The 19,091-nt window shown below is 68.2% G+C and carries 19 protein-coding genes; 11 read left to right on the top strand and 8 right to left on the bottom strand.

Annotated elements, in window-relative coordinates:
• Window positions 1-73: 73 nt before the first annotated feature.
• Both ACS5PN_RS01335 and ACS5PN_RS01330 read right to left on the bottom strand, forming a co-directional pair.
• Complete coding sequence (locus tag ACS5PN_RS01335) at window positions 74-1,195, bottom strand: 3-deoxy-7-phosphoheptulonate synthase (protein ID WP_439462145.1); 1,122 nt, start codon at window positions 1,193-1,195, stop codon at window positions 74-76.
• 30 nt (window positions 1,196-1,225) lie between these two features.
• The gene (locus ACS5PN_RS01330; RefSeq protein ID WP_439462144.1) at window positions 1,226-2,152 is read right to left on the bottom strand and encodes a DMT family transporter; all 927 of its coding nucleotides are present in this window, start codon (window positions 2,150-2,152) and stop codon (window positions 1,226-1,228) included.
• Between the two features lie 102 nt (window positions 2,153-2,254).
• Between ACS5PN_RS01330 and ACS5PN_RS01325 the strand changes: the two genes are divergently transcribed.
• Genes ACS5PN_RS01325 through ACS5PN_RS01310 form a run of 4 tightly spaced genes read left to right on the top strand, consistent with a single transcriptional unit; the run spans window position 2,255 to window position 5,532 of the window.
• Window positions 2,255-3,205: a LysR family transcriptional regulator gene (locus ACS5PN_RS01325; RefSeq protein ID WP_439462143.1), complete on the top strand. Its 951-nt coding sequence runs from the start codon at window positions 2,255-2,257 to the stop codon at window positions 3,203-3,205.
• Window positions 3,206-3,219: 14 nt separating this feature from the next.
• Entirely contained in the window at window positions 3,220-4,260 is a 1,041-nt protein-coding gene (locus tag ACS5PN_RS01320; protein ID WP_439462142.1) for a quinone-dependent dihydroorotate dehydrogenase, read from the top strand.
• Window positions 4,261-4,267: 7 nt separating this feature from the next.
• Window positions 4,268-4,765, top strand: coding sequence for an outer membrane protein assembly factor BamE (locus ACS5PN_RS01315; protein WP_439462141.1), 498 nt, complete (start codon window positions 4,268-4,270; stop codon window positions 4,763-4,765).
• 2 nt (window positions 4,766-4,767) lie between these two features.
• Complete coding sequence (locus ACS5PN_RS01310) at window positions 4,768-5,532, top strand: alpha/beta hydrolase family protein (RefSeq protein ID WP_439463680.1); 765 nt, start codon at window positions 4,768-4,770, stop codon at window positions 5,530-5,532.
• Here ACS5PN_RS01310 and ACS5PN_RS01305 read toward each other — a convergent pair.
• The 6 genes from ACS5PN_RS01305 to ACS5PN_RS01280 form a co-directional block, all read right to left on the bottom strand.
• Window positions 5,495-5,983, bottom strand: a complete 489-nt coding sequence (locus ACS5PN_RS01305) for an FxDxF family PEP-CTERM protein (protein ID WP_439462140.1) — start codon at window positions 5,981-5,983, stop codon at window positions 5,495-5,497. The genes ACS5PN_RS01310 and ACS5PN_RS01305 overlap by 38 nt on opposite strands.
• A 203-nt stretch (window positions 5,984-6,186) precedes the next feature.
• The gene (parC, locus tag ACS5PN_RS01300) at window positions 6,187-8,520 is read right to left on the bottom strand and encodes a DNA topoisomerase IV subunit A (RefSeq protein ID WP_439462139.1); all 2,334 of its coding nucleotides are present in this window, start codon (window positions 8,518-8,520) and stop codon (window positions 6,187-6,189) included.
• Entirely contained in the window at window positions 8,517-9,170 is a 654-nt protein-coding gene (locus ACS5PN_RS01295) for a lytic transglycosylase domain-containing protein (RefSeq protein WP_439462138.1), read from the bottom strand. Before ACS5PN_RS01295 ends, parC begins: the two co-directional genes overlap by 4 nt.
• Entirely contained in the window at window positions 9,167-9,691 is a 525-nt protein-coding gene (locus tag ACS5PN_RS01290; RefSeq protein ID WP_439462137.1) for a GNAT family N-acetyltransferase, read from the bottom strand. The genes ACS5PN_RS01295 and ACS5PN_RS01290 overlap by 4 nt, the downstream gene beginning before the upstream one ends.
• Window positions 9,688-10,719, bottom strand: a complete 1,032-nt coding sequence (locus ACS5PN_RS01285; RefSeq protein WP_439462136.1) for a histone deacetylase family protein — start codon at window positions 10,717-10,719, stop codon at window positions 9,688-9,690. The genes ACS5PN_RS01290 and ACS5PN_RS01285 overlap by 4 nt, the downstream gene beginning before the upstream one ends.
• Window positions 10,719-12,713, bottom strand: coding sequence for a DNA topoisomerase IV subunit B (locus ACS5PN_RS01280; protein ID WP_439462135.1), 1,995 nt, complete (start codon window positions 12,711-12,713; stop codon window positions 10,719-10,721). The genes ACS5PN_RS01285 and ACS5PN_RS01280 overlap by 1 nt, the downstream gene beginning before the upstream one ends.
• Window positions 12,714-12,790: 77 nt before the next feature.
• Between ACS5PN_RS01280 and ACS5PN_RS01275 the strand changes: the two genes are divergently transcribed.
• The 7 genes from ACS5PN_RS01275 to ACS5PN_RS01245 all read left to right on the top strand — a co-directional run bounded on the left by ACS5PN_RS01275 (window position 12,791) and on the right by ACS5PN_RS01245 (window position 18,984).
• A complete protein-coding gene (locus ACS5PN_RS01275; protein ID WP_439462134.1) occupies window positions 12,791-14,149 on the top strand; it encodes an amidohydrolase family protein in 1,359 nt (452 codons plus the stop codon).
• A 13-nt stretch (window positions 14,150-14,162) separates the two neighbouring features.
• Window positions 14,163-15,386, top strand: a complete 1,224-nt coding sequence (locus ACS5PN_RS01270) for an MFS transporter (protein ID WP_439462133.1) — start codon at window positions 14,163-14,165, stop codon at window positions 15,384-15,386.
• A complete protein-coding gene (locus ACS5PN_RS01265; RefSeq protein WP_439462132.1) occupies window positions 15,383-15,514 on the top strand; it encodes a hypothetical protein in 132 nt (43 codons plus the stop codon). Before ACS5PN_RS01270 ends, ACS5PN_RS01265 begins: the two co-directional genes overlap by 4 nt.
• Entirely contained in the window at window positions 15,511-16,014 is a 504-nt protein-coding gene (locus ACS5PN_RS01260) for a class I SAM-dependent methyltransferase (protein ID WP_439462131.1), read from the top strand. The genes ACS5PN_RS01265 and ACS5PN_RS01260 overlap by 4 nt, the downstream gene beginning before the upstream one ends.
• A 30-nt stretch (window positions 16,015-16,044) precedes the next feature.
• Complete coding sequence (gene dapA / locus ACS5PN_RS01255; protein ID WP_439462130.1) at window positions 16,045-16,926, top strand: 4-hydroxy-tetrahydrodipicolinate synthase; 882 nt, start codon at window positions 16,045-16,047, stop codon at window positions 16,924-16,926.
• Window positions 16,927-16,995: 69 nt separating this feature from the next.
• The gene (gene bamC, locus ACS5PN_RS01250) at window positions 16,996-18,177 is read left to right on the top strand and encodes an outer membrane protein assembly factor BamC (RefSeq protein ID WP_439462129.1); all 1,182 of its coding nucleotides are present in this window, start codon (window positions 16,996-16,998) and stop codon (window positions 18,175-18,177) included.
• A gap of 27 nt (window positions 18,178-18,204) precedes the next feature.
• Complete coding sequence (locus ACS5PN_RS01245; RefSeq protein WP_439463679.1) at window positions 18,205-18,984, top strand: MBL fold metallo-hydrolase; 780 nt, start codon at window positions 18,205-18,207, stop codon at window positions 18,982-18,984.
• Window positions 18,985-19,091 lie beyond the last annotated feature (107 nt).

Below are 19,091 nucleotides of genomic sequence, written 5' to 3'. Positions count from 1 at the left end.
ATCGCCGTCCCCTCGGGGGACCGACCAGACTGCCGGCGTTCAGCGCGGCAGGACTGGGCGAGGGGCAAACAGTTCAGCCGCGGCGCTTCTGGACGGCCGCAGCCAGTTCGCGCAGCAGCGGCTCGGTCTGGGCCCAGCCCAGGCAGGCATCGGTGATGGACACGCCGGGCTTGAGGTCGGCCTTGGTCTGGCCCTCGGCCAGGTCCTGGCGGCCGGGCTGCAGATGGCTTTCGATCATGACGCCGGTGATGCGTGCATCGCCGCCGGCGATCTGACCCGCCACGTCATGGCCGACGTCGACCTGACGCTCGTACTTCTTGCTGGAGTTGGCGTGCGAGAAGTCGATCATGACCTGCTCGCGCAGGCCCGATGTTTTCAGCGCGTCGCAGGCCGCGTTGACCGAAGCGGCGTCGTAGTTGGGCGCCTTGCCGCCGCGCAGGATGACGTGGCAGTCCTGGTTGCCGCGGGTCTCGAAGATGGCGGCCGTGCCCATCTTGGTCATGCCCATGAAGGCGTGGGCGCTGCTGGCAGCCAGCACGGCGTCGCTGGCGACCTTGATGCCGCCGTCGGTGCCGTTCTTGAAGCCCACCGGACAGCTCAGGCCCGAGGCCAGCTGGCGATGGCTCTGACTCTCGGTGGTGCGCGCGCCGATGGCGCCCCAGGCGATGAGGTCGGAGATGTATTGCGGCGACAGCAGGTCCAGGAACTCGGTGCCGGCCGGCAGGCCCAGGCCGTTGACGTCCAGCAGCAGCTGGCGGGCCAGGCGCAGGCCTTCGTTCATGTGGAAGCTGCCGTCCAGGCGCGGGTCGTTGATATAGCCCTTCCAGCCCACCGTCGTGCGCGGCTTCTCGAAGTAGACACGCATGACGATGAGCAGGTCGCGCTTGAGCTCGTCACGCGCCACCTTGAGCAGGCGAGCGTAGTCCATCGCCTGGTCGTGGTCGTGGATGGAGCAGGGGCCGACGATGACGAGCAGGCGGTCGTCGCGGCCGTGCAGCACGTCGCTGATCTCCTGGCGGGCACGCTCGACCAGCTCCAGCGTCGCGTCGGGGATGGCCAACTCTTCCAGCAGCAGGGCCGGGCTGATCAGGGCGCGGACGGCGCCGATGCGGGTGTCGTCGGTGCGCGTGGTGTCGCGGGTTTCGTCGCGGGAGCCGGCTTCACGGTCGTGGCGGGGGTCGTCGAGAGGTTTCATGATGCAGGGGCTCCAGGAAGCCCTGCATTTTCACCGCTTGGCGGCCGCGAAGCACACGGCCAGCGCAGAGAGCCCAAAACCGGCCAGGGCCAGGGGCTCCAGGCGCTCGCCGAGCAGCACGAAACCCATCAGCGCCGACACGCCCGGGATCAGGAAAAACAGCCGCGCCACCTGCCCCGCCTGGCCGCGGCGGATCATGATGAACATCAGGCTGAAGGCGCCGATGGAGTTGACCAGGCCCAGCCACAGCCAGGAGCCGATCAGCTCGGGCGCCCAGTCGATCGCGAAATGCTCGGTCGGCCACGCGATGGCTGCCACGGCCAGGGCCGACACCGCCATCTGCACGCCGGCGCCGCTGCGCAGGTCCATGTGGGCGCAGAAACGCTTCTGGTAGAGCGTGCCAGCCACCAGGCCCAGCAGGCCCAGGCCGGCGACGGCGTAGGCCGTCCAGGCGCCGTTCAGCGGCTTGTCGGCAATGACCAGGCCCACGCCGGCCAAGCCGCCGAACAGGGCCAGCAACTGACGCCGGCCGATGCGCTCGGCCAGCCACAGGTGAGCGCCCAGGGCCGTGGCCAGCGGCATCAGGCCGATCAGCAGGCCGGCCACGCCGGCGCTCAGGCCCCATTGCAGCGCGAAGTAGATGCAGGAGAAGTGCAGCACCTGCATCAGCAGCCCGACAACGGCCAGATGGCCCCAGCCGCGGGCGCGATGCGGCCAGGGTGCACCGGTGCCAGCGGCCACGGCCAGCAGCACGACGGCGGCGAGGCCGAAGCGCAGCGTCAACAGCGTCAGCGGACCGGTGTGCGGCAGGGCCAGCTTGCCGGCCACATAGCCGCTGCTCCACAGCAGGATGAAGAGCAACGGCAGGCTGGAAGCCGCCGCGGCGCTAAGCAGGCGCTCGAGCCGGCTGGGCTGGAAGGACCGGGCCATGCAGGACGACAGGGTGGAGGTGGACATGACGGCTCCTTGAGAAGGCATGGCTGCACTCTAGAAATCAACCAAACAAGACACAATCCATCAGAAAATCGTTTCAGAGTTTCCAAAAGGAACCCAATCACCATGGGACGTCTCGAGGATCTGCAAGCCTTTGCCCGCGTCGTCGATGCACGCGGCTTCTCGGGCGCCGCGCGCCTGCTGGGCACGACCAAGTCGGCCGTCAGCAAGCAGGTGGTGAGGCTGGAGGACCAGCTCGGCACCCGATTGCTGCACCGCACGACGCGCAGCGTCAGCCCGACGGCCGAAGGCCGAGCCGTGTACGAGCGCGCACTGCGGCTGCTGGACGAGTCGCTGGCCCTGGAGACCGAACTGGCCGGCCGCCGCGACGAGCCGCGCGGGGTGCTGCGCCTGTCGGTGTCCACCGCTTTCGGCAATCTGCAGTTCACGGCGCTGATGGCCGAGTTCTGTGCGCGCCATCCGCAGATCGATGTCGTGCTGGGGCTGAACGACCGCTATGTCGATTTGGCCGAGGAAGGCTTCGACGTCGTGCTGCGCCTGACCCACAAGCCGTCGGACGGCCTGGTGGCGCGGCGCCTGGCGGCCATCCACTTTGTGCTCTGCGCAGCACCGGCCTACCTCGAGGCCCATGGCGAGCCGCAAGCCGTCGAAGACATCACCGGCCACCGCTGCCTGCGCTTTGGCTATCTGCAGTCGCCCGACCGCTGGCGATTCCGCCATGCCGAGCACGGCGAAGTCGACGTCGAGACCCGCGGCGCCCTGCGCTTCGAAAGTGGGCTGACGGCCAACAGCAGCGAATCCCTGCGCGTGGCCGCCCTGGCCGGCCTGGGCCTGGCCGTGCTGCCCACCTATGCCGTGGGCGCCGACCTGCGCGCGGGGCGGCTCAAGGCCGTTCTGCACGGCTGGCAACCCATCGGCGGCCTGGCCGATGCCGACACCCTCTATGCCGTCTATCTGCCCAGCCGCCACCCGGCGCCCAAGGTCCGCGCCCTGATCGACTTCATGCTGGAGAAGATGGGCGAGCTGCCCCCCTGGGACCGGCCGGACGCTGGCTGAGAGAATCGCGGGCTATGCCGCTGATCCCCTACGCCCTCTCCCGCCCCTTCCTGTTCGGCCTGGACCCCGAACACGCCCATGAACTGACGCTGGGCAGCATCGCCAGGCTGCAGAACACGCCGGCCCAGCTGCTGTGGTGCGGCGAGCGCGTCAGCGACGCCGTGACCGTCGCCGGCCTGCGCTTTCCCAACCGCATCGGGCTGGCCGCCGGCCTGGACAAGAACGGTCGCTGCATCGACGGCCTGGGCGCGATGGGCTTCGGCTTCATCGAGGTCGGCACGGTGACGCCCAAGGGCCAGCCGGGCAACGACAAGCCACGCATGTTCCGCCTGCCCGAGGCGAATGCGCTGATCAACCGCCTGGGCTTCAACAACGAGGGCCTGCAGAGCTTCATCGCCAATGTGAAGCGCGCCCACAGCTTCCGCAAGGCCGGCGGCATCCTGGGGCTGAACATCGGCAAGAACGCCGCCACGCCCATCGAGAACGCGGCGGACGACTACCTGCTGGGCCTGGAAGGCGTGCACCCGCATGCCGACTACATCACCGTCAACATCTCCAGCCCCAACACCAAGAACCTGCGAGCGCTGCAGAGTGACGAGGCCCTGGATGCGCTGCTCGGCAAGCTGCAGCAGCGCAAGCAGCAGCTCGACGCCCAGAGCAGCCGGCGCGTGCCGATGTTCGTCAAGATCGCGCCCGACCTGGAGGAAGACCAGGTGGCCGTCATCGCCCAGACGCTGAAGGCCAATGGCATCGACGGTGTCATCGCGACCAACACGACCATCACCCGCGACAAGGTGCAGGGCCTGGCCCACGCCAACGAGATGGGCGGCCTGTCGGGCGCGCCGGTCTTCGAGGCCAGCAACCGTGTCATTCGCCTGCTGCGCGCCGCCCTGCCCGCCGGCTACCCCATCATCGGTGTGGGCGGCGTCATGAGCGGGGCCGACGCCCGTGCCAAGATCGAGGCCGGTGCCGACCTTGTGCAGGTCTACACCGGCCTCATCTACAAGGGGCCGGCCCTCGTCAGCGACTGCGCGAGGGCGCTGGCCAAACGCTGAGAAGCCCATGCGCCTTGCCGCCCTCGCCCTCTGTACCGCATTGCTCGCCGGCTGCGCGACGCCGGACCGGGATGCGCGGCTGCAGCCGGGCGTCAGCCGCGAGGCGGATGTGGTCGCGATCTACGGCCAGCCCAGCCGCGTCTGGCCCGAGAGCGATGGCGGCCGCACGCTGGAGTACTCGACCCAGCCCATGGGTCGCCACACCTACATGGTCCGCTTTACAGCGGACGGCCAGTTGGTTGGCGTCCAGGATGGCCTCTCGCCCGCAGGCCGCGCCCGCATCGAACCCGGCATGACGCCGGAGCAGGTCAGCCGCCTGCTGGGCCGCGAGCGCAGCCGGGTGTTCTTCCGCCTCAGTGGCGAGGACGTCTGGGACTGGACCATCGAACCCGACCAGACCGGCTATGGCATGCGCTTCAACGTGCATTTCAAGGACGGCGTCGTGCTGCGGACCACGCAAAGCATGGTGTTTCCCAGCCGGCTCTTCCCTGGGTTCGACGACTAGCCATATCGATCAGGCTTCGCCCCGGTTTTTCAGCGAGAAGTCATGAGATTCATTGCACAGGCCGGCGCCACGCTGGCCCTGTTGTCGTCTGCCATTGCCAGCGCCCAGGCGCCCAAGCTGCCGATCGAGGCGTTCTTCAGGCCGCCGGCTTGGCGGATGGCAAACGCATCTGCATCGCCGGCGCCAGCTACGGCGGCTATGCCACGCTGATGGGCCTGGTGCGGGATCCGTACCTGTTCCGTTGTGGCTTCGAGTGGGTGGGTGTCACCGACCCGGTGGATCTCTTCTCCCGCAACCGCACCGACATCGAGAGCGTGTGGGAGTACGACCTCAAGCTGCTGGTCGGCGATCCGGAGAAGGATGCGGAGATGTTCGCCGCCAATGCACCGGTCAAGTTGGCAGCCAAGATCAAGCAACCGCTGCTGATGGCCTATGGCGCCCAGGACCGTCGTGTCGCGGCCCAACAGGGCACGGACATGAAGAAGGCGCTGGAGGCCGCCGGCTACACCGGGCTGGAATGGGTGGTGTATCCGACCGAAGGCCACGGCTGGCGTGCGCTGGAGACCAACAAGAACTTTTGGGGCCGTGTGGAGCGCTTCCTCGAGCGGCAACATCGGCAGCGCACCCGCCGCCAAGCCCTGAAGCCGGACCGGGGCGGCCGCGGAGCCGCCCATGAAAAAAGCCCTGGAGCCGCGAGGCTGCCAGGGCTTTGGTCTTTCTGGGGGGCTATCAGTCGCGACGGCGGCGCGAAGCGAGGAAGCCGATGACGCCCAGACCGGCGCCCAGCAGGGCATAGGTCTCGGGTTCCGGCACCGGCGTCGTGGCCGTGGCCACCGAGCTGATGGCGTACGTGGAAGCGCTCGGAGCGCCGCCCAGCACGGAGTAGTAATAGTTGCCCGAACCCAGCGTCACGGTGTTGACCGTGTTGAAGCCCCATGCGCCGACGAGCGAGTCGTCGCCGCCGCCGATCACGTGGTCAGCACCGGAGGAATACAGCGTGTAGGCTGCACCCAGGAAGCTGCCAGGATTGGCAATCACGCTGCTGGTCAACTTGCTGTTGACGCCCAGCGAGAAGGCGTAGGTGTCGAACACAGCGCCGGAAACGGTGCTGCCACCGAGTTCAAACGCGTCGTGCGAGCCCCAATCGGTGGAAGCAGCGTGGCTGCTTAGGGCTGTTAGTGCCACCGCGGAGGCGGCGACCAAGGATTTCAATTTCATTGCGTAGCTCCTGACTTCTGACGGTCAAGCACAACCGCCGGAAATCATTGTGCAGTGCAGCGAAAGGTATTGAGGCGTCGGTACACCCCTCGGGCTAGGGAGGCGGCCGGGGGATCTTGTAGCAAGTTGTTAACCGCTGCCCCAGCTTTGTCAGTTGTGCACCAAGTCACGGCCGGCTGACACCATTTCCGAGCGGACGCACCTCATTCGGAAGTGAGCCGCGCGACCTTCTGCAGACCGTCCACGGCCTTGCCTTTGCGAGCGCGTTTGCCGGCGTGCGCCGCCAGGGACTGGTTCTTCAGCAGTTCCTCACGCGGCTTGCCACCGCGGCCGCTGCCGTGCACACGCAGCTGGGTCGTGAAGCATGCGAGGGAGGCGACGCAGTCCTTGGCCTCCAGGTCCATCAGCGTCAGGCCCTTGCCGCCCTTGGGCTGGTGCTTGAGCTCGTCCAGCGGGAAGCTCAGCAGCCGCCCTTCGGCGCTCAGCACACCCAGCTGGAGGGCGACCACGCCGTTAGGCACCACGGCCAGCAACGGCGCTTCGCCTTCTTCCAGCGCCAGGAAGGTCTTGCCTGCCTTCTGGCGGCCGACCAGGTCGCCGATCTGGGCAATGAGGCCATAACCCGTCGATCCAGCGAACACCAGGCGCTGGGCCGGCGCGCCGGCGACGTAATGGGCGATCTGGCTGCCGGTTTCCAGCTCGATCATGGTCGTGATGGGCTGGCCGTCGCCACGGCCGCCGGGCAGCGTCGACACCGGCACGGAATAGACCCGGCCATTGCTGCCGACGACGATGAGCGGGTCGACGCTGCGGCAGCGGAAGGCCCCCCACAGCGCGTCGCCGGCCTTGAAGGTCTGGGCGGCGACATCCACCTCGTGGCCCTTCAGCGCCCTCACCCAGCCCTTCTGGCTGACGATGACGGTGACGGGTTCATCGACTATTCTGACCTCGGCGATGACGCGCTTCTCGGCCTGGATCAGCGTGCGGCGGTCGTCGCCGTATTGCTTGGTGTCGGCCTCGATCTCCTTGATGACCGTGCGGCGCAGCGCGGCGGGCGAGCCGAGGATGTCTTCCAGCTTGGCGCGCTCCTCGCGCAGCTTGGACAGCTCCTGCTCGATCTTGATGGCCTCCAGCCGCGCCAGCTGGCGCAGGCGGATTTCGAGGATGTCTTCGGCCTGGCGGTCGCTGAGCTTGAAGTGTTCGATCAGCGCCGGCTTGGGCTCGTCCGACTCGCGGATGATGCGGATGACTTCCTCGATGTTCAGCAGCACCAGCTGCCGGCCTTCGAGCACGTGGATGCGGTCGTTGACGTGGGCCAGGCGGTGCTCGGTGCGGCGGCGCACCGTCGTCTGGCGGAAGCCCACCCACTCGGTCAGGATCTCACGCAGGCTCTTCTGCGTCGGCCGGCCATCGGCGCCGATCATGGTCAGGTTGACCGAGGCGCTGCTTTCCAGGCTGGTGTGGGCCAGCAGGGCATTGATGAGGTCCTGCTGCTCGACCGTGCGGCTCTTGGGCTCGAAGACGATGCGCACCGCCGCGTCCTTGCTGGACTCGTCGCGCACGCCGTCCAGCACCGCCAGCAGGCTGGCCTTGAGCTGCAGCTGCTCGGCCGTCAGCGTCTTCTTGCCGGCCTTGACCTTGGGGTTGGACAGCTCCTCGATCTCTTCCAGCACCTTCTGCGCACTGGTACCGTGGGGCAGTTCGGTGACGACGAGCTGCCACTGGCCACGGGCCAGGTCCTCGATCTTCCAACGCGCGCGCAACTTGAGGCTGCCGCGGCCGGTCGTGTAAGCCGAGCGGATGTCCTCGGCCGCGCTGATGAGCTGGCCGCCACCGGGGAAGTCGGGGCCGGGCACCAGCTCGAACAGGGCGTCGTCGGACAGCTTGTCGTCCTTCAGCAGCGCAACGGCCGCGGCGGCCACTTCACGCAGGTTGTGGCTGGGGATTTCGGTCGCCAGGCCGACCGCGATGCCGCTGGCGCCGTTGAGCAGCGCGAAAGGCAGGCGGGCCGGCAGCTCGACGGGCTCCTGCAGGCGGCCGTCGTAGTTGGCGCGGAAGTCGACCGTGTCCTCGTCGATCTCGTCCAGCAGCAGACGGGCGATGGGGGCCAAGCGCGCTTCGGTGTAACGCATCGCCGCCGCGCCGTCGCCGTCACGGCTGCCGAAGTTGCCATGGCCGTCGATGAGGGGATAGCGCAGCGAAAAGTCCTGGGCCATGCGCACCAGGGCGTCGTAGACAGACTGGTCGCCGTGGGGGTGGAAGTCACCCAGCACATCGCCGACGACCTTGGCGCCCTTGACCGGCTTGGCGCCGGAATTGCCGCTCCAGCCCAGGCCCAGCTGCTTCATCGCATAGAGGATGCGGCGCTGCACGGGCTTCTGGCCGTCGGCATAGGAGGGCAGCGCGCGACCCTTGACGACGCTGAGCGCGTACTCGAGATAGGCCTGCTGGGCGTAGGCCGCCAGTGTCAGCGCGTTGCTGTCATCGCCACCACCGTCGGTGGGGCCGTTGAAGTCGATCGTGGTCTGGGAACTCATGGATGCAAGGTCAAGTGCTGCGCGCGGGCCGGTTGGCTCTGCTGCAGCAGGGCCCAGTACAGCTCGAGGACGAGCTGTACATGGGCCTGGGTTTCGTCGATATCGGGAACACGGTTGCCGGCGCGGCGCACAGCGCCCTCGCCGGCATTCCAGGCCGCCAGGGCCGCGTCGATGCGGCCGAAACGGCGCATCAGGTCGGCCAGCATGCGGGCGCCGGTGTGGATGTTGATGCGCGGCTCGATGAGGCGCGCCGCGTCGGCCGGCGTCGCGTAGCGGCTGGCCGTTTCGGGTGTGATCTGCATCAGACCGGTGGCACCGCGTGGCGACACGGCATTGCGCTGGTAGCCGGACTCGACGGCGATGATGGCCTTCAGCAGATCAGCGTCCACGCCATGCTGGGCGGCAGCCTCGCGCAGCCAGGGTTGCACTGCCTTCACCTCCGGCGCGATCTCCAGCCAGCTCAGCAGGGCGAGACCCGCGTCGGTCTTGCCGGGCACACGCTGCATGCCGACGCTGCCCAGCACCGGCGTGTAGCGCGCATCGAGCTGGCGCGGCGCGAAATGGGCCATGCCGGCGGCGTCGACATAGCCCCACAGATCGGCATGGGCCGGCAGTGCGAAGGCGGCGAGCAGCAGCCAGGTGGACTTCATGCAGCCTCCTGGCCCAGGGCGACGCGGGCCTGGTATTCGCGGTCCAGCAGCGACATGACGATCAGCGAGTCATAGCCGTCGGCCCCGTCGATGGTCACGCGAACACTTTCGCGCAGACGCCCCTCCTCGACAAAGCCTTCGCTTTGATAAAGCTTGAGGGCGCGGGTGTTCAAGGCCTTCACGTCCAGCCAGAAGCGATGCGCCTTGATCTGCGTGAAGGCCATGGCCTTCAACTGGCGCACAGCCGAGCGCCCCAGGCCACGGCCCTTGGGCTGCAGCACCAGGCGCTTCAGCTCGACCGAGCCGTTGGGATTGCGGCAGCCCTGCAGGATGACAAAGCCGATGCGTTCGAGCTGGTCACCTTCCTCGAGGATGAAATGGCGAGAGTCCGGGAAGCGGATGGCCCCCTCGTGCTGGGTGCGGTCCCAGGGCGTGATGAAAGGCAGGTTGGCGCCGTCGCGCTCCAGCGAGACGACCCAGTCCAGATCGGACAGCATGGTGGGACGCAGGCGCAGGCTCATGCGCGCTCGAAGCCTTGCAGCACGGCGACGACATTGCGGCCGATGGCCTCGGTGGCATAGCCGCCCTCCTGGATGAAGAGCGTCGGCGCGCCAAACGCGGCCAGGCGCTCGCCCATGCGGCGGAACTCGGGCCCGTCCAGCTTGAAGTGGGAGATCGGGTCGCCGCCATAGGTGTCCACGCCCAGGGACACGATGAGCAGCTCAGGCTGGTAGGCCTTCAGCTTGCCGAGCGCCTGCTCCAGCGCCGCAAACCAGTCCTCGTTGGCCACGCCGACCGGCAGCGGGAAGTTGGCATTGAAGCCCGCGCCCTCGCCCGCCCCGGTTTCGTCGGCATGGCCGAGGAAGAAAGGGAACTCGGTGCGCGGGTCGCCATGGATGCTGGCGTAGAAGACGTCGGCGCGGTCGTAGAAGATGGCCTGGGTGCCGTTGCCGTGGTGGTAGTCCACGTCCAGGATGGCGACCCGCTTCAGGCCCGCATCGCGCGCTGCCTGGGCGGCGACGGCGGCGTTGTTGATGAAGCAATAGCCGCCAAAGAAGTCGGCGCCGGCATGGTGGCCCGGCGGGCGGGTCAGCACATAGGCCGAGCGCTGGCCGGCCAGCACCAGGTCCAGGGCCGTCAGCGACGCCTGGGCGCCGGCATAGGCCGCGGCCCAGCTGCCGGCAGTCAGCGGTGTGCCGCTGTCCATGGAGTACAGGCCCATGCGGGCCGCGAAGCTCGCCGGCTCGACGTCGCTGCGCAGCGAGCGCACCGGCCAGACGGCCGGGAAGGCGTCGCCCTCGCCACCCGTGGCCAGCCACTCGGCGTGGGCACCCTGGATGAAGTCCAGGTAGCGGGTCGAATGCACGCGCTCCAGCGGCGTGCGGCCATGGTCGACAGGCGCCAGCACCTCACCCAGGCCAGCGCTTTGCACCGTCTGCAGGATGTAGTCGGCGCGCGCCGGGATCTCGAACGCCGGCACCAGACGGCCGCGGAAGAACTCATGCGTCGCCGCATGGGCCGCGTGCCCGGCGTTGTAGACCGTCTGCATCAGACGTCGACCTCGATGCTGTCGCCGTGCAATTCCATCAGCTCGCGGCGCGAGGCGGCTTCGCCTTTGCCCATCAGCTTGTTGAAGGCGTCCACCGTGGCGGCGAAGTCCAACAGGCCATATTCGACGCGCGACAGACGGCGCGTCTCGGGGTTCAGCGTCGTGTCCCAGAGCTGCTCGGCGCTCATCTCGCCCAGGCCCTTGAAGCGGCTGATGCTCCACGAGCCCTCGCGGGCGCCTTCCTTGCGGAGCTTGTCCAGCGTCGCGGTCAGCTCGCCCTCGTCCAGGGCGTAAAGCTTGGCCGCCGGCTTCTTGCCGCGGGCCGGCGCATCGACGCGGTACAGCGGCGGGCGGGCGACATAGACGTGGCCGGTCTCGACCAGCTTGGGGAAGTGGCGGAAGAAGAGCGTCAGCAGCAGCACCTGGATGTGGGAGCCGTCGACGTCGGCGTCCGACAGGATGCAGACCTTGCCGTAGCGCAGGCCGGACAGGTCCGGCGTGTCGTTGGGGCCATGCGGGTCCACGCCCAGGGCCACCGAGATGTCGTGGATCTCGTTGTTCTTGAACAGCAGGTCGCGCTCGACCTCCCAGGCGTTCAGCACCTTGCCGCGCAGCGGCAGGATGGCCTGGGTCTCCTTGTCGCGGCCCATCTTGGCGCTGCCACCGGCCGAGTCGCCCTCGACCAGGAAGACCTCGTTCAGCGACAGGTCGCGGCTCTCGCAGTCGGTCAGCTTGCCCGGCAGCACGGCCACGCCCGAGCCCTTGCGCTTCTCGACCTTCTGGCCGGCGCGCTGGCGGGTCTGGGCCTGCTTGATGACGAGCTCGGCCAGCTTCTTGCCATGCTCGACATGGTGGTTGAGCCACAGCTCGAAGGCCGGCTTCACATAGGCCGACACCAGCCGCAGCGCATCCCGGGAGTTGAGCCTCTCCTTGGTCTGACCCTGGAACTGCGGGTCCAGCACCTTGGCGCTCAGCACGAAGCTGGCGCGCGAGAACACGTCATCGGGCATCAGCTTGACGCCCTTGGGCAGCAGGGAATGCATCTCGATGAAGCCCTTGACCGCACCGAACAGGCCGTCCTTGAGGCCGGACTCGTGCGTGCCCCCGGCCACCGTCGGGATCAGGTTCACATAGCTCTCGCGCAGCGGCGCGCCGTCCTCGGTGAAGGCCACGCACCAGGAGGCGCCCTCGCCTTCCGCAAAGTTCTCGCTCTCGCCGGCGGTGGCAAAGCCCTCGCCCTCGAAGGACGGCACGATGGGGTCGGCGGTCAGGGCCTGGGCCAGGTAGTCGCGCAGGCCGGCCTTGTACTGCCAGGTCGTGACCTCGCCCGTCTTCTCGATCTTCAGCGTGACGATGACGCCGGGCATCAGCACGGCCTTGGAGCGCAGCAGGTGCACCAGCTCATGGCGCGGCAGCTCGGCGCTCTCGAAATACTTGGCCTCGGGCCAGACGCGCACCGTCGTGCCCTGCCTGCGGTCGCCGCTGGCGGCCGGGCGGGTGACGACCTGCTGGACGACGTCGCCATGCTCGAAGGCGATGCCGGCGACCTGCTTGTCGCGCCAGACGGCCACTTCCAGGCGCTTGGCCAGCGCGTTGGTGACGGACACGCCAACGCCGTGCAGACCGCCCGAGAAGCTGTAGGCGCCGCCCGAGCCCTTGTCGAACTTGCCGCCGGCATGCAGGCGGGTGAAGACGATCTCGACCACGGGCACACCTTCTTCCGGGTGCAGGCCGAAGGGAATGCCGCGGCCGTCATCGGCCACGGAGACGGAGCCATCGACGTGCAGGGTCAGGTCGATGCGCTTGCCGAAACCGGCCAGGGCCTCGTCGGCGGCGTTGTCGATGACTTCCTGGATGCAGTGCAGCGGGTTGTCGGTGCGGGTGTACATGCCCGGCCGCTGCTTGACGGGTTCCAGGCCCTTCAGAACGCGGATGGAGGCTTCGCCATATTCGGCAGATTTTGCGGCGGGAGTGGCGGGGGGACGGCTCGACATAGGGGCGGGATTCTAAGAAGTAGGATTCGCCGCCCCCGAAGACCGAGTTCCAGCGCTTGAGATTCCTGATTGCTTGCTTGGCTCTGACCTGTAGTTTTTCACAGGCCCAGACATCACCCACTCCGCAACAGCCCTACCAGGCCAGCGCCCCGCTGTCCTGGGAGCTGAAGAACGCCCGCTGGTTCGATGGCCGCCAGATCCAGAAGGGCAATCTCTATGTCGAGAACGGCGTCTTCGTCGCCAGGAAGCCGGCCAAGGTCAACCGCAAGATGGACCTGCGCGGCCAGCAGACCCTGATCCCGCCGCTGGCCGAGGCCCACAACCACAACCTGCAGACGGCCTGGGGCTGGGGCCAGTACGCCGACCAGTATGTCGACGAGGGCGTGTTCTACGCCGCCATGCTCTGCGGCGACCCGGCCGGCGTCGCCGAGGTCAAGCCGCTGGCTGCCACGCCCGCCGCCCCCGACGTCAGCTTCGTCACCGCCTGCATCACCTCGCCCGACGGCTACCCGCTGGCCGCCGTGCTGCCCGAGCCCAGCGCCGAGGCCGCCGCGGCCCAGCAGCAGATCGTGCTGGTCGACAGCCCGGAGCAGGCCCGCACCCAGTGGCCGGCCATCAAGGCCCGCGGCGGCACGTGGCTGCGCATCGTGCTGGCTCACAGCGACAGGCCCGAACTGCACCAGCAGCCGGCCATGTTCGGCCGCCTCGGCCTGCGGCCCGACACGGCCAGCGAGCTGACCCGCCTGGCCCATGCGGAGGGCCGGCGCGTCGTCGCCCATGTCGAGACGGCGGCCGATTTCGATGCCGCCCTGGCCGCCGGCGTCGATGCCATCGCCCACCTGCCGGGCTATGCCAACACGCTGGACGAGGCACCCGAGGTCTTTGCCATCAGCGAGTCCGCGGCCGCCCTGGCGGCGCGCCAGCACACCGCCGTCATCACGACGACGGCCGCCACCGCCCTTTTCAAGCTCGACGCGGCATCACTGACCACGCTGCGCGAGGTGCAACGCGCCAACCTGGCGCGGCTGCAGGCTGCCGGCGTGCAGTTGCTGGTGGGCTCCGACGTCTTCATCGGCACGGCTCGCGCTGAGCTGCATGCCCTCGCCGACCTCGGCCTGGACCGGGCCACCCTGCTGCGCCTGGCCTCGCAGGACACACCGCGGGTCCTCTTCCCCAAACGCAAGATCGGCTGTTTCGAGCCGGGCTGCGAAGCCAGCTTCCTGCTGCTGGGCGACAACCCGCTGACGGACCTGGCAACCCTGGACATGCCCATGCTGCGCGTCAAGCAGGGCCGGCTGCTGACCCGGCTGGCCGACGTGGCGGCGTCCAGCTCCCAGGCGGAAGCGTCCACCGCCGATCCCCCCAAGAAGGCGGCCACCAAGAAGAAGGCCGGCAGCGCCAAAGCCAAGCCGGCGAGCAAGGCCAAGCGGCGCTGATTACAGTCGCCGCATGAACACCCCCCGCCCTGCCTCCACGGGACTGTCCGTCCAGCAGGTGCTGCTCTGCGGCGCCATGATCGTCACGCTGTCGATGGGCATCCGCCACGGCTTCGGCTTCTGGCTGCAGCCCATCATCACGGAGCGCGGCTGGACGCGCGAAACCTTCTCCTTTGCCCTCGCCGTGCAGAACCTGGCCTGGGGCGCCGCCGGCCCCATCGCCGGCATGCTGGCCGACCGCTTCGGCGCCTGGAAGGTGTTGGTCATGGGTGGGCTGATGTATGCCCTGGGCCTGACGCTGATGGCCGTGACCAGCCATCCCCTGAGCTTCACGCTGGGTGCCGGCGTGCTGATCGGCATCGCCCAGTCGGGATCGACCTATGCCGTCATCTACGGCGTGCTGGGCCGCACCGTGTCGGCCGAGAAGCGCTCCTGGGCCTTCGGCGTCGCGGCCGCCGCGGGCTCCTTCGGCCAGTTCGTCATGATCCCGGTCGAGACCTGGCTGATCAGCCATATCGGCTGGCAGAACGCCCTCTACCTGCTGGCGGGCGCCGCCCTGCTCATCGTGCCCTTGGCCCTGGGCATCCGCGAGCGCCAGGCCAGCGCCACGGGCGCCGCCCACCAGAGCGTCGGCCAGGCCCTGAAGGAGGCCTTCGGCTACCGCAGCTTCCAGCTGCTGATGCTGGGCTACTTCGTCTGCGGCTTCCAGGTCGTCTTCATCGGCGTGCACCTGCCCAGCTATCTGAAGGACCACGGCCTGGGCATCGGCGTGTCGACCGGTGCGCTGATGCTGATCGGCCTGTTCAACATCTTCGGCACCTATGCCGTCGGCATGCTGGGCCAGCGCTTTCCCAAGCGCTATCTGCTGTCGGCCATCTACGGCCTGCGTGCCGTGGCCATCATCATCTTCATCGCCGTGCCGCTGACGCCGATCAGCGTCTACATCTTCGCGGCCGTCATCGGCTTCCTGTGGCTGTCCACCGTGCCGCCTACCAATGCCGTGGTGGCGCAGATCTTCGGCGCCCAGCACCTGTCCATGCTGGGCGGCTTCGTCTTCTTCAGCCACCAGATCGGCAGCTTCCTGGGCGTCTGGCTGGGCGGCAAGCTCTACGACGCCACCGGCAGCTACGACGTCGTCTGGTGGCTGGCCATCGCGCTGGGCGTCATGGCCATGCTGGCCAACCTGCCAGTGCGCGAGGCGCCCATTGACCGGTCGGTGAGGACGCAGGCGGCATGAGGCACAAGCCAGGCCGCTGGCTCTGGCCGACGCTGGCCGTCGCCGCGCTGGCGCTGACGGTGATGGCCTATCGCCACCCGGCCGTCATGGTCCAGCTCAGCGACCAGATCTGGGCCTGCTTCGGATGACGGGCACACCTTCAAGCTGGCTGCAGCGCTTTGCGCCGACACCACCCGGCACGGCCCTGGACGTGGCCTGCGGCTCGGGGCGCAATCTGCGCTGGCTGGTGGATGCCGGCTGGCAGGTCACGGGCGTGGACCGTGACACCGCCGCCACGGCGCCTCTGCAAAGCCTTGCAAAGATCATCGACGCCGATATCGAGAACGGTCCCTGGCCGCTGCAGCAGCAGTTCGACCTGGTGGTCGTCTGCAACTACCTGTGGCGCCCGCTGTTTGACGATATCCGCGCCGCCGTCAAGCCGGGCGGCTGGCTGATCTGGGAAACCTTCGCCGACGGCCAGCAGACCATCGGCCGGCCGTCACGGCCCGATTTCCTGCTGCAGCGGGGCGAGTTGCTGCGCGTCTGCGGCGACTGGCGCATCGTGGCTTACGAAGACCTGTTCGAGGACGGCGTCAACCCGAGATTCGTGCAGCGCGTTGCGGCCATCCGGCTGCCGCCTGCAGCCTAAAATCGCCGGATTCCTTAAGACATTCCCACCATGAAGCCCATCCTCGGCAGCATCGTCGCCCTCGTCACCCCGATGAACGAGGACGGCAGCATCGACTACCCCGCCCTGCGCCGCCTGATCGACTGGCATGTCGAGTCGGGCACCGCCTGCGTCGGCGTCGTCGGCACCACGGGCGAGTCGCCCACCGTCAGCATGGAAGAGAACCGCGAAATCATTCGCGTCGCGGTCGAGCATGCCAAGGGCCGCATCCCCATCCTGGCCGGCACCGGCGCCAACTCCACCGCCGAGGCCATCGAGTTGAGCCGCTACGCCAAGGAAGTCGGCGCGGACTGCACCCTGTCGGTCGTGCCTTACTACAACAAGCCCTCCCAGGAAGGCATCTACCAGCACTTCAAGGCGATTGCCGAGGCCGTGGACATCCCCATGATGCTCTACAACGTGCCCGGCCGTACCGTCGCCGATATGGCGCCCGAGACGACGCTGCGCTGCGCCGCCCTGCCCGGTGTCTTCGGCATCAAGGAGGCCACCGGCAACATCGAGCGCGCCGCCTTCCTGATCAAGCACGCGCCCCAGGGCTTTCACGTCTACTCGGGTGACGACGGCACGGCCGTCGCCCTGATGCTGCTGGGCGGCCATGGCAATGTCAGCGTGACGGCCAACGTCGCCCCGCGCGAGATGGCCGAGCTGTGCCGCCTGGCCATCGAAGGCAATGCCGCCGAGGCCCGCAAGCTCCATTTCAAGCTGCTCGGCCTGCACAAGCAGCTGTTCTGCGAACCCAGCCCCGGGCCGGCCAAGTGGGCGCTGTCGCGCCTGGGCCGCTGCGGCGGTGCACTGCGCCTGCCCATCACGCCGCTGACCGCCGCCGGCCAGGCCAGCGTCGGTCAGGCCATGGTTGAAGCCGGACTGCTCTGAGCCTCTGGTCTAATGCGCGGCTGCGCCGGCCAGGTCCGGCGTTCTAGTTCCCCGGAGATTTCCAGCGTGATGTCTGTTTCCTCGCTCCGCCCCACGGCGACCCGTCTGGCCTGCACGGCCTTTGTTTTGTCGCTCGCTGGCTGCAGCACCATCGACAGCATGTTCTCGAGCGACAAGGTCGACTACAAGGCCGCCTCGCGCCAGACCCAGGGCCTGGACGTTCCGCCCGACCTGACCCAGCTCGCCAAGGACAACCGCGCCCAGGTGCAGGGCGGCGCCATCACGGCCTCCGCGCTGTCGGCGGTGAAGCCCTCCAATTCGACCAACGCCCAGTCCCTGGTGGCCGGCAGCGTCGCCGCCAACACCCTCGGCGAGGTGCGCCTGGAGCGCAGCGGTACCGATCGCTGGCTGCACACCTCGGCCTCGCCGGAGCAGCTCTGGCCGCAGATCCGCACGTTCTGGCAGGAACGCGGCCTGGAGGTCGTCAAGGAGCAGCCCGAGATCGGCACCATGGAGACCAACTGGGGCGAGAACCGCGCCAAGCTGCCGCAGGACTTCATCCGCTCCACCATCGGCAAGGTCTTCGACGGCCTCTATTCCACCGGCGAGCGCGACATGTACCGCACCCGTGTGGAGCGCGGCGCCACCGGCACCGACATCTTCATCAGCCATCGCGGCATGCAGGAGGTCTACACCTCCCAGGGCCGTGACTCCACCGCCTGGCAGAACCGCCCGGCCGACCCCTATCTCGAAGCCGAGATGCTGTCGCGCCTGATGCTCAAGCTGGGCGGCAAGGAAGACGACGCCAAGGCCGTGGTCGCCGACGCCGGCAAGCCGGCGGCTGCCACCACCGCCAGCACGATGAAGGTCGGCGGCGACGCCCAGGGCGCGGCCGTCCGCCGGCCGCTGTCCGAAGTGCCTGACAGCCTCAACGTCAACGACGGCTTCGACCGCGCCTGGCGCCGTGTGGGCCTGTCGCTGGACCGTCATGGCTTCACCATCGAAGACCGCGACCGCGCCGCCGGCCTGTTCTACCTGCGCTACGCCGACCCCGAGAAGGCCGGCCAGGACGAACCCAACTTCTTCCAGCGCCTGTTCGGCGCCAAGGCCTCGACGCCGGTGCGCTACCGCGTCTCCGTCAAGGCCGAGGGCGTCAAGAGCACCGTCCGCGTGCTGGACGAGCGCGGTCAGGCCATTGCAGACGACAACGCCAAGCGCATCCTGTCGCTGCTGATGGACGACCTGAAGTAAGCCTCACGCACGGAAGTCGCTGCCGTGATGCGCTTTTGCAGCCTCGGCAGCGGCAGCGGCGGCAATTCCACGCTGATCGAAGCCAGCCAAGGCATCACGAGCACACGCCTGCTCGTCGATGCCGGCTTCAGCGTGCGCGAGCTCGTCAAGCGTCTGGCGCGGGCCGGCAGCGCTCCCGAGGAGGTCGATGCGGTCTTCATCACCCACGAGCATGGTGACCACATCGGCTGCGCGCTGGCCTTCGCCATGCGCTACCGCCGCCCCTTGATCATGAGCCGTGGCACCTGGCGGGCCGTGGGCAGCGCCGACTTCGATCCGGCCCTGCTGCGCATCGCGAAGGACGGCGAGGCCATGGCGCTCGGCGATATGGAGTTGCAGCCCTTTGCCGTGCCGCACGATGCGAACGAACCGCTGCAGCTGGCGCTCAGCGACGGCGCGCTGCGGCTGGGTATCGTCACCGACCTGGGCTGCGCGCCGGATGACGTCGCCACTGCTTTGGCGGGCTGCCAGGCGCTGCTGCTGGAGTGCAACCACGACGAAGGCCTGCTGCGCACCGGGCCGTATCACCCGTCGCTGAAGAAGCGCATCCTGGGCACGCACGGCCATCTGTCGAACGCCGCGGCGGCGGATTTGCTGAGCCGCTGCCTGCACTCAGGCCTCAAGACGGTCTCTGCTGCGCATCTCAGCGAACACAACAACACGCCGGAACTGGCGCGCGCGGCGCTGATCGAAGTGCTCGGCGCCAGGGAATCAGATATTCGCGTTGCTCACCCGAAGCTGGGTTTGGACTGGCTGGCCTTGAACTGAGCTGCGCGGCGAAATCGCGCCGAGCAAAGTTTTGTAACCGCGCCAGCCAGACGCGCAAAAGCGTCGCGAAAAAGAAAAAAGCCGTCGCTGCTCACGCAGCGGCGGCT

Origin of the sequence: Roseateles sp. NT4, assembly GCF_051857475.1 — a bacterium.
In the GTDB taxonomy this organism is placed as follows: Bacteria; Pseudomonadota; Gammaproteobacteria; order Burkholderiales; family Burkholderiaceae_C; genus Pelomonas.
Note: the sequence above shows the minus strand (reverse complement) of the source record. Positions and strands in the feature narration are given on the sequence as shown.